Origin of the sequence: Pseudooceanicola endophyticus, assembly GCF_018760365.1 — a bacterium.
In the GTDB taxonomy this organism is placed as follows: Bacteria; Pseudomonadota; Alphaproteobacteria; order Rhodobacterales; family Rhodobacteraceae; genus Pseudooceanicola; species Pseudooceanicola endophyticus.
The window spans coordinates 167,265-183,039 of sequence record NZ_JAHIAB010000007.1; the positions used below are offsets into that span (position 1 = coordinate 167,265).

Below are 15,775 nucleotides of genomic sequence, written 5' to 3' on the forward strand. Positions count from 1 at the left end.
CGTAACAGGCCGCGACCTGATCAGCCGCGACCACCGCCCCTGCCTGCGAGCGCTGCGTCTTTCAGATCACACCTTCCGCAGCCAGCCAGGCCTGGGTCGCATCCAGCGCCCGCTCCATCCGCGCGACGATCTCTCTCACCTCGTCCTCGGTGACGATCAGCGGCGGGCACAGCGCCAGCGCATCGCCGATGGCGCGCACGATCAGGCCCTGTTCGTTGCAGAACTCGGCCGCCTTGGCGCCCAGCTTCAGCTTGGCATCGAAAGGCGTCCTGGCGGCCTTGTCGGCAACCATCTCGACCGCGGCGATCAGGCCGGTGCCGCGCACCTCTCCGACCAGGGGATGATCGGCCAGCCGGGCCAGTTCCGCCTGCATCACGGCGCCGACGCGGGCGGCATTGCCCACCAGGTCGCGCTCTTCGATGATCTTGAGGTTCTCCAGGCCCACGGCGCAGGCCACCGGATGACCGGAGCCGGTATAGCCATGACCAAAGGTGCCGATCTTGGCCGAGTTGTCGGCGATGGCATTGTAGACGGCATCGCTGACCAGGATCGCCGCCAGCGGCATGTAGGAAGAGCTGATCTGCTTGGACAGCACCATGATGTCGGGCACGAAGCCGAAGCTTTCGCAGCCGAAGGTGGTGCCCAGGCGCCCGAAGCCGTTGATCACCTCGTCGGCGACCAGCAGGATGTCGTATTTCTTGCAAAGCGCGGCGACGCCTTCCCAGTAGCCCTCGGGCGGCAGGATCACCCCGCCCGCGCCCATCACCGGCTCACCGATGAAGGCGGCGATGGTCTCGGGGCCCTCGGCCAGGATGGTGTCCTCGATCTCCTTCAGCAGGCGGGCGGTGAACTGCGCCTCGCTCTCGCCCTGCGCGCCGAAGCGCCAGTAATGCGGCGTCGTCAGGTGGGTGACCGGGATCGCCGGCAGGTCGAAATCGGTGTGATTGCCCGGCAGCCCGGTCAGCGAGGCCGAGGCGACGGTGACGCCGTGATAGGCCTTGTTGCGGGCCAGGAACTTCTTCTTCTGCGGCCGGCCAAGCGCGTTGTTCAGATACCAGACCATCTTGATCACGGTATCGTTCGCCTCGGAGCCCGAGTTGGTGAAGAACACCTTGGTCAGCGCCTCGGGCGACATTTCCACCAGCTTCTCGGCCAGGCGGATCTGCGGCGCATGTGCCTTGGAGGTGAAGGTGTGATAATAGGGCAGCTCATCCATCTGGGCGAGCGCGGCGGCCTTCAGGCGCGGTTCGGAAAAGCCCACGGCAACGGACCACAGCCCGGCCATGCCCTCGATGTACTGCTTGCCGTTGCTGTCCCAGACATAGATCCCCTCGCCGCGCGAGATGATCATGGGCCCCTGGTCCTCATGCGCACGGGCATTGGTGTAGGGGTGCAGGGAATGGGCGATGTCGGCTGCAGCAAGCGAGTTGGACAGGTCGGTCATGGTTGAACTCTGGCAGGAGGCAGGCAGCCCGGGGCCGCCCTTCAAATGAAACTTGCGGAACCCTACCCTCCTGTCGCCCGGGTGAGAAGACTTTCCTTGCAAGACAACGGCTTTGCCGATTTTGCCACAGCTGGAGGCCGGGCCTGCCGGGGGCGCGCCGCGCAAGCACCACCCGGGCACAGCCAAGGGCTGTATTTCCGAACACCCGCACCCGCATACCCTGCCGCGGCGGCAGAGTATGCCCAATTCCATGGCGCCACGGCCGCCACCTGCCCACAAAAAAGGCGCGGCACGGCCATTCCGGTGATTTTCGGCGAAGCCGCGCCGGTTCCTTGACCCATCGTCGGGCGGGGCGGCTAAAACGGGGACGAGTAGAAGCGGTAGGCCCCGGGCGGGCAAGGACATTGCTCATCGGACCAACGGTTTCAGGTCAGGTGAACGCATGCGACGCGACTTGCTCAATCTCCAGTTTCCGGGACAGCCGCACGCGGCCCGGGCCCCTGCGGGCCGGGTGACGCGGGCCTCGGGTCGCAGGGCCCCCGCTGGCCGCGACTGCCGGACAAGATCAACCAGAACAACAGGGAAGAACTGACATGAAACGCCTTTGCGCGGCCTCCGCGCTGATCGCCTCGCTGGCCTCGCCCAGCTTCGCCGACGACAAGATCACCTTCCAGCTGGACTGGCTGCCGGGCGGCGACAAGGCCCCGATCTACGTCTGCGTGCAGGAAGGCTTCTGCAAGGATGCGGGCTTTGACGTGACCATCGCCAGCGGGCGCGGCTCTTCCGAGGCGATCACCAAGCTCGCCACCGGCGTGGCGCAGTTCGGCTCGGCCGGGCTCGATGGCGTGATGGCCGCCAAGGCGACCGAGAAGGTCCCGGTCGAGGCGATCATGTCGATTTACAACATGCCCCCCGATGCCTTCTTCACCACCAAGGACAAGGGCATCGCCGCGATCGCCGACGTGAAGGGCAAGAAGGTCGTCACCTCTCCCTTCACTTCCTCCAACGTGCTGCTGCCGCTGATCCTGAAGGCCAACGGCCTGAGCGACAGCGACATCACCCTGACCAAGGCCGATCCCGGCGCGCTTGGCCCGCTGATGTTCACCGGCCAGCAGGATGTCGCGATTGCCTGGCTGACCAACGTGTCGCGCTACACCAACCAGGCGAAAGAGGCCGGCAAGGAGCTGGTGGTGCTGCCCTGGGCCGAGGCCGGGCTTGAGACCTACTCGGCTGCGCTGGTGACCAATTCCGACTACGCGAGCGCCAATCCCGAGCTGACCAAGCGCTTCGTCGCGGCCTTCAAGAAGTCGCTGGAATTCGCCCAGGCCAATCCCGACAAGGCCGCCGCCGATGTCGTCGCCATGGTGCCCGAACTGACCGTCGATGACGTGAAGGCGATGTGGGAGGACACCTCCAAGCTGATCTTCAACGACATGACCGAGAAGCTGGGCCTTGGCTCGCTCGATGCGACCCGCGTTGCCTCGACCTGGGCGCGCGTCGCCGAGGCGCAGGGCCTGGATCCGGAGAGCCTCGATCCGGAAACCGCCATCAACCGCAGCTACCTGCCGCAATGATCCGGGACTGATCCAAGGGTGCGGCCCCTGCCCCGCGCGGGGGCCGCAGACGGAGAGAAGAACATGAGTATCGACCAGGACGCGATCCGGTTTTCCGACGTGGGCATGACCTTTCTGACCGATCACGGGCCGCTGACGGCCCTGTCGGGGGTCGATGTCGCGCTGAAGCGGCACGAATTCGTTGCCGTGCTGGGCCCCTCGGGCTGTGGCAAGTCGACCCTGCTGCGGCTGACCTCGGGGCTGATGAAGGCGACGCAGGGCACGGTGTCGGTCTTCGGCCACCCGGTCAGCGAGCCGCGCGACGACATCGGCATCGTCTTCCAGCAGGCGACCCTGCTGCCCTGGGCCAATGTGCTGGACAACGTGACCTTCCCGGCAAAGCACAAGCGCGGCCGCGTCAGCGCCAGCGACCGCGACCATGCCCGCCAGATCCTGGCGACCTGCGGGCTGGCGGGGTTCGAAAGCCGCCTGCCCTCCGAACTCTCGGGCGGCATGCAGCAGCGCGTCGGCATCGCCCGGGCGCTGTTCCTGAACCCCGACATCCTGCTGATGGACGAACCCTTCAGCGCGCTTGATGCCCTGACCCGCGACGCCATGGGGTTCGAGCTGCTGCGGATCTGGCAGGCCAGCCCGAAGACCGTCCTGTTCATCACCCATTCCATCCCCGAGGCCGTCATCCTGGCGGACCGTGTCGTCGTCATGTCGGGCCGCCCGGGCCGGGTGATCGCCGACATGGAGGTGCCGCTGGGCCGTCCGCGCGACGAAAGCAGCCTGCGCAGCCCCGAGATGCAGGATTACATGGCGCATCTGCGCTCTCTTCTGATCCGCGAGGAAGTCGCCTGATGACCGCGCCCGCCGACGTTTCCACCGCCACCGGCAAGACCACCGCAGCCCCCGTGAAAGCGCCGAGGATGACGCTGTCCGAATGGCTGATCCGGACCCCGGTGGTGCTGCCGCTGCTGACCTTCGTGCTGATCCTCGCCCTGTGGGAGGGCGGCACGCGGCTGTTCAACGTGCCCAGCTACGTGCTGCCGGCCCCCTCGCGCATCCTGGAAGGCTTCAGCGCCATTCCTGCAAGCCGCTGGGTCGAACATGTCTGGTCCACCCTGCGCGTGGCGCTGATAGGCTATATCGCCTCCATCGTCATCTCTTTGCCGATCGCGGTGGGGCTGGCGAAATCGCGGCTGCTCAGCCGGGCGCTCTATCCGCTTCTGGTGGTGATCCAGTCGGTGCCGATCGTCGCCGTGGCGCCGATCATCATCGTGGTGCTGGGCACCGATGACCTGCCGCGCATCGTCATCACCTTCATGATCTCGTTCTTCCCGCTGGTGGTGTCGATGACCACCGGCCTGATGGCCACGCCCCCCGAGCTGATCGAGCTGTCGCGCTCCCTGCGCGCCCCCGTCTGGCGCGAGATCAGCCAGATCCGCCTGCCCTATGCGACGCCCTACATCTTCTCGGGGCTGAAGATTTCGATCACCCTGTCGGTCGTCGGTGCCGTGGTCGCCGAATTCGTCGCCGCCGAGGCCGGGATCGGCTATTTCATCCAGTTCTCGACCTCGATGTTCAAGCTGCCGCAGGCCTGGGCGGGCCTCGGCATCCTGCTGGTGATGTCGCTGGCGCTGTTCCAGGTCGTCAACCTGGCGCAGAAGATCCTGTTCCCCTGGTCGCTGCCGAAGGAGCGCCGCTGATGCTGATCGCCAATATCCGTCATGGCCTGACCGGTCGCCTGGGCACGGATGAACGCTTTGAGGGCGCGATCCGTATCGAAAACGGGCGCATCGCCGAAATGGGCGCGCTGCGGCCCCGCCCCGGCGAAGAGGTGCTGGATGCCACCGGTTGCACGGTGATCCCGGGGCTGGTGAACACCCATCACCACCTGTTCCAGTCGGTGCTGAAGGCCGTGCCGAAGGGCATGAACATGCCCCTCGATCCCTGGCTGATGCATGTGCCCTACGCGCTCTGGCCGCTGCTGGACGAGGAAACCTTCCGCGTCGCCGCCCGTATCGGCCTGACCGAACTGGTGCTTTCCGGCGCGACCACCGTGGCCGATCACCATTACGTCTATTCGCCGCGCTACGATTACGACCCCTCCGAAGTGCTGTTCGAGGAAGCCGCGCGCATGGGCGTGCGCTTCGTGCTGGGGCGCGGCGGCATGACAAGGGGCCGCGCCTTCGACGATCCCGCCATCCCCCCCGCCCCCTGCGAGACGCTGGGGCAGATGCTGGCCGGGATCGAGGCGACGGCGGCGCGCTGGCACGATCCTTCCGATCTGGCGATGACCCGTGTCGCGGTGGCCCCCACAACGCCCAACTTCAACCTCGCCCCCGAGGAACTGTCGGAAATCGCGCGCTTTGCCCGCGACGGCGGGATGCGGCTGCACTGCCACCTGTCCGAGAACCGCAACTACGCCGATTTCACCCTGGCGAAATACGGCAAGCGCCCGGTGCCCTGGCTGGCCGAGCACGACTGGCTGGGAGAGGACGTGTGGTTCGCCCATCTGGTCGACCTGGAGCCCTTCGAGATCGAGATGCTGGCCGAAACCGGCGCCGGCATGGCGCATTGCCCGAATGCCAATGCGCGCCTCGGCTCGGGCATCGCGCCGGCACTGGCGCTGCACCGGCTGGGCGGCCGCGTGTCGATGGGCGTTGACGGCGCCGCCGCCAACGAGGCCGCCGACATGGGCATCGCGATGTTCTCGGCCTTCACGCTGCACCGCGCGCTGCACGGCGCGGAGGCGCTGCGCGCCGAAGAGGTGCTGCACTGGGCCTCGGCCGGGGGGGCCGCCGTTCTGGGCCTGCCGAAATGCGGCACGCTGGCCCCCGGCATGGCCGCCGACATCGCCCTGATCGACCTCTCGGCGCCGCGCAACATGGGGCTGCACGATCCCGCGCTGGCCCCGGTGATCACCGGCGGCTGCGTCGTGAAACATTCCCTCGTCGGCGGGCGGCTCATCGTCCGCGACGGGCAGCCTGCGGGGCTGGATCTTGGCCGCCTGGCCGAGGACGCGACCCGCCTCACCCAATCCCTCATGCACAGGGCGGCGCAGATCGCCGAACCCGCATGAGGTCCACCCGGAGCAGAAGCGGGCAGCGCGGCAACGCGCGGGTCATTGCTCTCCTACTCTCAGGAGAAACTCCATGAACGATTATGCACTGACGGAACTGAACAAGGAAAAGGGCTTTGGCGGAGAGGGCCTGACCGTGGATCGCGAGATCCCGATCATCGACATGTCCGACTACTTCCACCGCAAGGCCGAGATCACCGAGGAACTGTGGAAGGCCGCGACCGAGATCGGCTTCTTCCAGCTGAAGAACCACGGCATCCCGCAGGAGCTGATCGACGAGGCCTTCTTCCTGTCCGGCCAGTTCTTCGACCTGCCGCAGGAGACCAAGGCCAAGTATCCGATGCTGCCGGGCACCAATTCGGGCTGGGAGTACAAGGCGCAGGTGCGCCCCTCGACCGGGACGCCCGACAACAAGGAAAGCTACCAGATCACCCTGCCCCGGATGAAGCCGCTCTGGCCGACCGGGGAAGAGGTGCCGATGTTCCGCCCCAGCCTGATGGCGTTCGAGCGTCACAACTGGGCGCTGGCCATGAAGGTGCTGTCCTGCTTCGCCGACAAGCTGGGGCTGAACAGCGATTTCTTCACCGCCCATCATGATCCCGAAAGCCCGGAATACCAGTCCACCGTGCGGCTGATCCATTACCTCGGGATGGAGGACGCCAAACCCGAGGACTTCAAGTTCTGGCGCGCGGGCGCCCATACCGACTACGACTGCCTGACCCTGCTGCACCAGCGCCCCGGTCAGGGCGGGTTGCAGCTGTGCCCCGGCAAGGATGCCCAGGGCCGCGCCATCGCCTGGACCGACGTGCCGCCGCTGGCGGGCGTCATCACCTGCAACATCGGCGACATGCTGATGCGCTGGTCCGACGACAAGCTGGTGTCGAACCTGCACCGGGTGCGGATGCCCAAGCCCGACGAATACCTGGGCCCGCGCTATTCGATCGCCTATTTCGCCCAGGCCAACAAGGACGCCGTGCTGGAAGGCCCGGAAGGCAAGTACGAACCGATGACCGCGCATGACTACATGCAGATGCGGCTGGGCGCGAACTTCGGCAAGAAATGACGCTCTGATGCCTTTCGGGGCGGGCCTTCCGGGGCCCGCCCCTTTCCTTCTGCGGAGGCCCCGATGCCCCAGACCCTGCCCGTCATCGACATTGCCGACCTGTCATCCTCGGATCCGGTGGCCCGCCAGCAGGTTGCCGAGAAGATCCGCCGCGCCTGCCTGGCGCATGGCTTCTTCTACATCTCCGGCCATGGCATCCCCCAGGGCCTGATCGAGGCCGTTCTGGACGAGACCCGCGCGCTGTTCGATCAGCCCGAGGCCGCCAAGGATGCGCTTTCGAAGGCGCTCTCGCCCTGCAACCGCGGCTACGAGACGCTGGGCGGGCAGACCCTGCAACCCGGCGCCCTGCCCGACCGCAAGGAGGGCTACTACATCGGCGAGGAGCTGGGCCCCCGCGATCCCCGCGTGGCGGAGGGCTGGTTCAACCACGGCCCGAACCAGTGGCCCGCCGACCTGCCGGGCTTCCGCCCCGTGATGATGGCCTATTTCGCCGCCCTTCAGACGCTGGGCGCCACGCTGATGCGCGGGCTGGCGCTCTCGCTCGACCTGCCCGAGGATCACTTCGACGGCTTCACCGAACAGCCGATGTGCACCCTGCGCCTGCTGCATTATCCCCCCGCCCAGCCCGACGTGGAGGGAGAGATGGGCGCCGGGGCCCATACCGATTTCGGCGGGCTGACCCTGCTGCTTCAGGACAGTGTCGGCGGGCTTCAGGTGCAGGCCGGGGACGGCTCCTGGATCGAGGCGCCGCCGATGCCCGGCACCTACGTGGTGAACCTGGGCGACATGATCGCGCGCTGGACCAATGAGCGCTACCGCTCGACCCTGCACCGGGTGATCAACCGCTCGGGACGAGAGCGCTATTCCGTGCCGTTCTTCTACACCGGCTATCCCCGGCACGAGGTCGCCTGCCTGCCGACCTGCCTCTATGCCGGGGAAAGCCCGAAATATCCCCCCATCACGGTCGAGGAGCACCTGCGCGCCATGTATGCGCGCACCTACCAGGCGGCGCGCTGAGGTCAGTCGAGCGCCACCACGTCCACCGCCTGGGAATTGCTCTGGCCGCCGGCGATGCGCAGCGCGCCCTTCACCGGGGCAACGTCGAAATAGTCGCGCCCGTAGGCGATCACCACGTGGTCCTGCCCGGCGCGCATGGCATTGGTCGGGTCGAATTCGACCCAGCCCATGTCCTTGCCGCACCAGGCCCGCACCCAGGCATGCATGGCATCCGCGCCCTCCAGCCGCTCCTGCCCCTCGGGCGGCAGGGTGCGCAGGAAGCCCGAGACATAGCCCGCCGGGATCCCCAGAGAGCGCAGCGCGCAGATCGCGATATGGGTATAGTCCTGACAGACCCCGCGCTTGAGGTGGAAGGCCTCTTCCAGCGGCGTGTCGACCATGGTGGCGGTGGAATCGAAGGTCATGCGCTCGTGCAGCGCATCGCTGATCGCCTCGGCGGTGGTCAGCGCGGTTTCGGCGCGGCGGGCGACCTTGGCGGCCCAGTCCGCCACCGCGCGATGCGTCCCCACCCGCACCGAGGAGAACAGGTAGTTCTGCGGCGCATCCGCCGCGATGGAGGGGGTGGCGGCCAGCTCTGCCTCGAAGCGCGAGCGGTCGGGCGACACGTCCAGCCCCAGATCCTGCGCGATGCGTTCGACCCGGGCGCTCATTTCAAAGCGGGTCTCGCTGAGGGCGGCGCCATAGGCGACCTCGGTGCAGTCGTTGCCGAAGAAATCGGTCCGGTGGATCTTCTCCGAGGGCGCCGGGTCCAGCTTCAGCGCCGCGTGCAGCACCCGCTGGACGCCCGGGATCTCGCGCGGGGCAATCCGCAGGATGTGGCGCCCGACATCCGCCGGGGCCTGGTATTCATAGGCGATGCGCAGCCGGATGTCGTAGATCATGGCTCACCTCAGGTAGGTCTCGGCCAGAAGGCCGGACAGCCGCATGGTCGCCGCCACGATCTCCTGCAGGCGGTCGGGGTCGATGTCTTCGGCCTGGGCGATCGCCAGGTCGGTATCAAGGCGCAGCACCTCGCGCCGGATCGGCGTCATGTGCGGATGCAGACCGGCCTCTCCCATGCGCTCCAGCCCGTCAAGCTGGCGCAGCATCTCTCGGCACTGGGCCAGCACGGAGCGCGGGTTTTCCGGATCCAGCAGCAGCAGGCTCAGGACGCTTTCGCGCGAAGTGAAGCTGGGGAATCGGTGGCGGTGGGTCATGATCGCATCGCCCGCCTCGATGGCGATGCCAAGCGCGCCTTCAGCGGCGCCCGGCAGGGTGAAGACCTGCAGCATCAGCGCATTGCCCGAGGCCCGTTCGACCGCGCGCCCCAGGCTGAGGAACCGCCAGCCCGCCCCGTGGTACATGTTGTCATGCACCAGCCCCGAGAAACCCGAGATCTTGCGCAGGAAGACCGACATGGCGCGCGCCGCATCATCGCCCGGCTTCAGGCGCGGCCCGATCCGCTGGACCGAGCGTTGCAGGTCGGTCAGCGCGTTCCAGCCATCGGTCGAGAAGCGGTCGCGGATATTGCCCGCGCTGGTCAGCGCCGCCTGGATGTCATAGCGCAGCCCGTCGGGGAAGGCCTGCGCCATGTCCAGGTTCATCGTCCCGAGCGTCGTCGACAGAAGCTGCATCAGCGGCAGGTCGGTGCGCCCGCTTTCCGCCAGTCGCAGGTGCCAGGCGCGCAGCAGGCGGAACTTCTGCTCGACCCGTTCGGAATAGCGGCCCAGCCAGAACAGGTTGTCCGCCGCCCGCGTCGGCAGGGCGCCCAGCTGCGGCAGGACATGGCGCGGCGCCCCCTTGGAGAGCAGCGTGTCGTCCTCGGGCTCTTCCGGGCAGACCACCCATACATCCGAGACCGAGCCCCCCTTCTGCACCGAGATATCCGCCGAGGCATCCGCCGGGCCGATGCGGGCAAAGCCGCCCTGCATGACCTGCCAGCCCTCGGGGCCGCGCGCCAGGATCACCCGCAGCGTCACCGGGCGGGGCTCCAGCCTGCCGGCCTCGGACAGCGCCGGCGCCGTGGAAAGCGAGACGATCTCCTGCGCGGCCAGGCGGCCGGCGGCCTCGTCGATCAGGGCCGGATCGAAGGGTTTGCCGCGCCGGGTCTCTCCGGCGATGATCACGTCGGGGCCATGGTCGAAGGGCAGCCGGTTCGACAGCGCCCGGTCGATGGTCATCCGCCCCGCATTGGCCTTCACGTAGTCGCGGGCCTCCTCGGCACCGCACCACCAGGTGGCGATATTGGGCATCGCCAGGTCGTGCCCCAGCCATTGCCGCGCGATCCGGGGGATGTAGGCCATCAGGGCGCGGGCCTCCAGCACGCCCGAGCCGGGCGCGTTGACCATGGTCAGGTTGCCGGCGCGCAGCGCGCCCAGAATGCCCGGCGTGCCCAGCTGCGAATGCTCGTTCAGCTCCAGCGGGTCCAGCCAGCCGCTGTCGAGCCGCCGCCACAGCACCGAGACCGGGGACAGACCGCCCACGGTCTGCACCATCAGCTTGCCGTTCTTGACCACCAGATCCTCGCCCTGGACCAGCAGGAAGCCCAGGTAGCGCGCGATATAGGCGTGCTCGAAATAGGTGTCGTTCATCGGGCCGGGGGTCAGGATGGTGACCCGGCTGTCGTCATTGTCGCGCAGCGCCAGCAGCGCGTCGCGGAAATTGCGGAAGAAGCCCGCCAGCCGCGCGACATGGCTGTCCGAGATGATGCCCGGGAAACTGCGCGAGGTCGCCATGCGGGTTTCCAGCGCGAAGCCCGCCCCCGAGGGCGCCTGGGCACGATCCCCCAGCACCCACCACTTGCCATCCGGCCCGCGCCCGATGTCGAAGGCGACCATGTGCAGGTAATGGCCCGATTTCGGCGCCACCCCCACCATGGGGCGCAGCCATTCGGGGTTCGCGGCCAGCAGTTCCGCCGGCACCAGCCCCTCGCTGACCAGCGTGCCGGGGCCGTAGAAATCGGCCATCATCCGTTCCAGCAGGTCCGCGCGCTCGATCAGCCCCTCCGAGATGCTCTGCCATTCGGCCTCGGCGATCAGCAGCGGCAGATGCGAGAGCGGCCATTCGCGCTCCTCGTGGGCATCGGGGCCGTAATGGCGGAAGAACACGCCCGCGTCGCGCAGATACTGGGTGCCGCGCGCCTGCGACAGCGCGATCTCGTCCGCAGAGAGCCGCGCGAGGCGGTCGAGGAAGGGCTTCCAGACCGGGCGGATCGTGCCGGTGTCATCCATCAGCTCGTCCGAGACGCCGGTCGTCGGGTGATAATCGGCCAGCAGCTCCTTCAGGCGGGCGGTGCGGGCGGCCTGCGCCGCGCCGGGGGGCTGGTCGGGCTGGCGGGCGGTCTGGCCCGACTGCCGCTGCACCTGCATCGGGCGCCCCTGAAGGGATTGCGACATGGAAGAGACCTGCACGTCATCCTGGCGCGGCGGTTTTTCCGTGGTCATGCCCGGCCCCTTCCTGCGCGATGATGTGCTGCCATGTGGCCCTCCCCCGGGAAATGAAGGGGCCGGGGAAATCCCCGGCCCGCCTCCTAGATGCCAGCAGGACGCCGGAGGTCAAGGGTCAGCGGGAATTCCCCGTGCCGGATTTCCTGCGGCGGCAGGTACAATCCCGGCGTGTGGCCGCGGGCCTCGAAGCGGGCGAGGCGGCGCGCCTCGGCCTCGTTGGCATTGACCGGGAAGGTTTCGTAGTTGCGCCCGCCCGGGTGGGCGACGTGATAGGTACAGCCGCCGATGGCACGCCCCGACCAGGTGTCGAAGATATCCAGCGTCAGCGGCGTGTGCACCGGCACCACCGGGTGCATCGCCTCGGGCGGCTGCCAGGCCTTGTAGCGGATCCCGCCGACCATTTCCCCCGAGGTGCCCGAGGCCGTCATCGGCACCCGGCGTCCGTTGCAGCAGACGGCATATCGGTTCGGATCCAGCGCGCTCAGCTTCACCTGCACCCGCTCGGTCGAGCTGTCGGTATAGCGCACCGTGCCGCCGATGGCGCCGGTCTCGCCCAGAACGTGCCAGGGTTCCAGCGCCTGGCGCAGCTCAAGATGCACGCCGTCGTATTCCGCCTCGCCGCAGAAGGGGAAGCGGAACTCGGACTGGGCCTCGTACCATTCGGGACGGAAATCGAAGCCGTGGCGGCGCAGGTCGCCCAGCACATCCATGAAGTCCTGCCACAGGAAATGCGGCAGCATGAAGCGATCATGCAGCGTGGTGCCCCAGCGGGTGAAATCGCCGCCGATCGGGCTGTTCCAGTAGCGCACCAGCAGGGCGCGGATCAGCAGCTGCTGGGCCAGCGACATGCGGTAATCCGGCGGCATCTCGAAGCCACGGAATTCGACCAGCCCCAGACGCCCGGTGGGACCGTCGGGGGAATAGAGCTTGTCGATGCAGATCTCGGAACGGTGGGTATTGCCGGTCACGTCCACCAGCAGGTTGCGCAGCAGCCGGTCGGTCAGCCAGGGAAGCGGCTGGATGCCCTGCCCCGGTGCCGGGATCTGCGCCAGCGCGATCTCAAGCTCATAGAGGTTGTCGGCCCGCCCTTCGTCCACCCGGGGCGCCTGGGAGGTCGGCCCGATGAAGAGGCCCGAGAAAAGGTAGCTCATCGACGGGTGGCGCTGCCAGTGCAGCACCAGCGATTTCAGCAGGTCGGGCCGGCGCAGGAAGGGGCTGTCGTTGGTCGAGGCGCCCCCCACCACGACGTGGTTGCCCCCACCGGTGCCCACATGCTTGCCGTCGATCATGAACTTGTCGGCGCCCAGGCGGACGTTGCGGGCATCCTCGTAAACGCCCGAGGTGATCTTCTTGCACTCCTCCCAGTCCGAGGCGGGCTGGATGTTGACCTCGATCACGCCGGGATCGGGGGCGACGCGGATCACGTTGATGCGCGGATCACTGGGCGGGGCGTAACCTTCGATATGCACCGGCAGGCCCACCTCTTCGGCGGCGTGCTCGGCGATGGAGAGCAGTTCGAGGTAATCCTCGATGGTCTGCACCGGGGGCATGAAGACGCAGAGTCGCCCGTCGCGGGGCTCCACCGCCAGCGCCGTGCGGACATGGCCGCCGATGGATTCGCCCACGTATTGCTGCAGCTGCATGTCCTGGGTGCGGCCATCCTCGCGGAAGCTGGCGCGGGGCTGGTCGCTGTCGGCGGCGGGCGTCGCCTTGCCCTTCACCGCCGCCATCTCCATCGCGGCGGCCTGCGCGCCGGAGGGGTGTTCGCCCTTGCGGATGCGCCGTTCGAAGCTTGGCAGGTCGCCGCGCGGGATCGTCGGATCGGCGGGGTGGATATAGGGATAGACCGCCGGCGACAGGTAGGGCAGCGACGACAGCGGCATCCGGTAGCCGACCGGGCTGTCGCCCGGGACCAGATACAGGAAACCCCGGCGGAAGCGCCACAGTTCCGTCTGCCAGCGCCCGGAAGAGGACCGCCCCTGCCAGCGCTGCACCGGCAGGATGTAGCCCGAAGGCTTGGTCAGGCCGCGATCAAAGACCTTGGCGATGCGGTGGCGGGCCTCGGCGTCCTCCAGCTTGGAATTGGCCGGGGTCACGTTGTCGGGCAGCTGGGCTTCCTTCAGGATCCATTCGGCGGGATCCTCGAAGGCGGGGGTCACGCAGTCCGCATCCAGGTTCAGCCCCTTGGCCATGGCCTTCAGCAGCTTCTCGGCATCCTCGGGGCCCACATCGGCGGTCTTCGATTCATCGGCAATCAGCGATCCCTCGTGCCAGATCGGCTTGCCGTCGCGCCGCCAGTAAAGCGAGAAAGTCCAGCGCGGCAGGGTCTCGCCCGGGTACCACTTGCCCTGGCCGTAATGCAGGAAGCCGCCGGGCGCGAAACGCTCGCGCAGGCGGCGGATCAGCTTGTCGGCCAGGCCGCGCTTCATAGGGCCGACGGCGGCGGTGTTCCACTCGGCGCTTTCGAAATCGTCGATCGAGACGAAGGTGGGTTCGCCCCCCATGGTCAGGCGCATGTCGGCGGCGGCAATCGCCTCGTCGACCTTGGCGCCAAGGGCATCCAGCGCCTCCCAGGATTCATCCGAGAAGGGCTTGGTGATGCGCGGGGTTTCCGCAACCCGCGTCACCGTCATGTCGAAATCGAACTCGACCTCCAGCCCCTCGTCCGCCGAATAGCCACCCGAGATCGGCGCGGCATTGCGGTAATGCGGCGTCGCGGCCAGGGGGATGTGGCTTTCCCCGGTCAGAAGCCCCGAAGTCGGGTCAAAGCCGATCCAGCCGGCGCCGGGCAGATAGACCTCGCACCAGGCATGCAGGTCGGTGAAATCGACCTCGGTGCCCGAAGGCCCGTCGAGGGATTTCAGGTCGGGCTTCAGCTGGATCAGGTAGCCCGACACGAAACGCGCCGCGAGGCCCATGTTGCGCAGGATCTGCACCAGCAGCCACGAGGTGTCGCGGCACGAGCCCTTGCCCGCCTCGAAGGTCTCTTCCGGCGTCTGCACGCCGGGCTCCATGCGGATGGTGTATTCGATGTCGTTCGACAGCCGCGCGTTCAGCGCCACCAGCATGTCGACGGTGTTCTGCTTGCTCTTGTCGAGCGTCGCCATGAAGGCCTTCAGCTCCGGCCCCATTTCCTCGGGGGTCATGTAGATCGACAGGTCTTCCTGGATCTCCTCGGGATAGGTGAAGGGCCAGGTCTCGGCCACTTCCTCCACGAAGAAGTCGAAGGGGTTGTAGACCGACATGTCGGCCACGACATCGACCTCGATCTTGAACTCGCGCACCGGCTCGGGGAAGACGAAGCGCGTCTGCCAGTTGCCGTAGGGGTCCTGCTGAAGGTTCACGAAATGCTTCTCGGGCGTGACCTTCAGGCTGTGGGAAATGACCGGAGTCCGGGAATGGGGCGCGGGGCGCAGCCGAATGATCTGTGGCCCCAGCGTGACCGGACGGTCGTATTTGTAATGGGTTACGTGATGAATCGCCGCCTTGATCGCCATGAGCTTTTCCGCTTGTTGCCCCTGAGGTTAACCTTCCACGGTTCTCCCCCGCCTTCAAACGAATGTGGAGGCGGATCGCTCACGCAAAGTCAACTGCGCCCGTTCTGCCCGATGGCTGATCACTTCCGCAACGTGACATGGGGGCCGCAGGCGGGGGGCCGTCACGCCGGGTCGAAAGCCGCCGCATAGGTCACCGCCCCCGATGGCGCGGGGCCGGAAAAGCGCAGCTGCATGAAGGCCTCGGGCGGGACGCCGGCCAGGCTCAGCCCCTCGGAGCGGGCAAAGCCGAACCGCGCGTAATACAGCGGATCGCCCAGCACCACGCAGCCCCGCAGCCCCATCAGCCGCAGCCGGTGCAGCCCCTCGCGCAGCAGCGTCCGCCCGATCCCCTGCCCCTGGCGCGCAGGCGTGACCGAGATCGGGCCCAGCCCGACCCAGCCCAGATCCCGCCCGCCGATCCGCACCGCGGAAAAGGCAGCATGGGCGACGATCTGCCCCTCTTCCTCGACCACCAGTGACAGCAGCAGCGCCCCGCTGGCGCGCAGCCGCTCGATGATCGCGGCCTCCTGTCCATTGCTGTGGCGCGCCCGGGCGAAGGCCGCCCGCGTCACCTCCGCAATGGCCTTGTGATCCCCTGGCCCCTCGTCCCTGATCCGCATCGCGCCCCTCCCTCCCGTATCGGCCCATT

General features: G+C 67.6%; 11 protein-coding genes. 6 read left to right on the plus strand and 5 right to left on the minus strand.

What is annotated here, in order from left to right:
* Positions 1 to 61: 61 nt before the first annotated feature.
* Complete coding sequence (locus KM176_RS13860; protein ID WP_160894005.1) at positions 62 to 1,444, minus strand: aspartate aminotransferase family protein; 1,383 nt, start codon at positions 1,442 to 1,444, stop codon at positions 62 to 64.
* A gap of 593 nt (positions 1,445 to 2,037) precedes the next feature.
* On the opposite strand from KM176_RS13860, the gene KM176_RS13865 reads away from it, so the two are divergent.
* The 6 genes from KM176_RS13865 to KM176_RS13890 all read left to right on the plus strand — a co-directional run bounded on the left by KM176_RS13865 (position 2,038) and on the right by KM176_RS13890 (position 8,165).
* Positions 2,038 to 3,018 carry an ABC transporter substrate-binding protein gene (locus KM176_RS13865; RefSeq protein ID WP_160894003.1) on the plus strand — a complete coding sequence of 327 codons (981 nt, stop codon included), beginning with the start codon at positions 2,038 to 2,040 and terminating at the stop codon, positions 3,016 to 3,018.
* Positions 3,019 to 3,081: 63 nt separating this feature from the next.
* Complete coding sequence (locus KM176_RS13870; protein ID WP_160894001.1) at positions 3,082 to 3,861, plus strand: ABC transporter ATP-binding protein; 780 nt, start codon at positions 3,082 to 3,084, stop codon at positions 3,859 to 3,861.
* Entirely contained in the window at positions 3,861 to 4,709 is an 849-nt protein-coding gene (locus tag KM176_RS13875) for an ABC transporter permease (RefSeq protein WP_202397798.1), read from the plus strand. Before KM176_RS13870 ends, KM176_RS13875 begins: the two co-directional genes overlap by 1 nt.
* Positions 4,709 to 6,085, plus strand: a complete 1,377-nt coding sequence (locus tag KM176_RS13880; protein WP_160893999.1) for an amidohydrolase family protein — start codon at positions 4,709 to 4,711, stop codon at positions 6,083 to 6,085. The genes KM176_RS13875 and KM176_RS13880 overlap by 1 nt, the downstream gene beginning before the upstream one ends.
* A gap of 73 nt (positions 6,086 to 6,158) precedes the next feature.
* Positions 6,159 to 7,148 (plus strand): isopenicillin N synthase family dioxygenase, encoded by a 990-nt coding sequence (locus KM176_RS13885; protein ID WP_160893997.1) that lies wholly within the window; start codon positions 6,159 to 6,161, stop codon positions 7,146 to 7,148.
* A 63-nt stretch (positions 7,149 to 7,211) separates the two neighbouring features.
* Positions 7,212 to 8,165 carry an isopenicillin N synthase family dioxygenase gene (locus KM176_RS13890; protein ID WP_160893995.1) on the plus strand — a complete coding sequence of 318 codons (954 nt, stop codon included), beginning with the start codon at positions 7,212 to 7,214 and terminating at the stop codon, positions 8,163 to 8,165.
* Positions 8,166 to 8,167: 2 nt separating this feature from the next.
* On the opposite strand, the gene KM176_RS13895 is transcribed toward KM176_RS13890, so the two are convergent.
* The 4 genes from KM176_RS13895 to KM176_RS13910 form a co-directional block, all read right to left on the minus strand.
* A complete protein-coding gene (locus KM176_RS13895; protein WP_160893993.1) occupies positions 8,168 to 9,046 on the minus strand; it encodes a transglutaminase family protein in 879 nt (292 codons plus the stop codon).
* Positions 9,047 to 9,049: 3 nt separating this feature from the next.
* Positions 9,050 to 11,587, minus strand: a complete 2,538-nt coding sequence (locus KM176_RS13900; protein WP_236045312.1) for a circularly permuted type 2 ATP-grasp protein — start codon at positions 11,585 to 11,587, stop codon at positions 9,050 to 9,052.
* An 86-nt stretch (positions 11,588 to 11,673) separates the two neighbouring features.
* The gene (locus KM176_RS13905) at positions 11,674 to 15,087 is read right to left on the minus strand and encodes a transglutaminase family protein (protein ID WP_160893991.1); all 3,414 of its coding nucleotides are present in this window, start codon (positions 15,085 to 15,087) and stop codon (positions 11,674 to 11,676) included.
* A 161-nt stretch (positions 15,088 to 15,248) separates the two neighbouring features.
* On the minus strand, positions 15,249 to 15,746 hold the full coding sequence (locus KM176_RS13910) for a GNAT family N-acetyltransferase (protein ID WP_160893989.1): 498 nt from the start codon (positions 15,744 to 15,746) through the stop codon (positions 15,249 to 15,251).
* Positions 15,747 to 15,775: the final 29 nt, after the last annotated feature.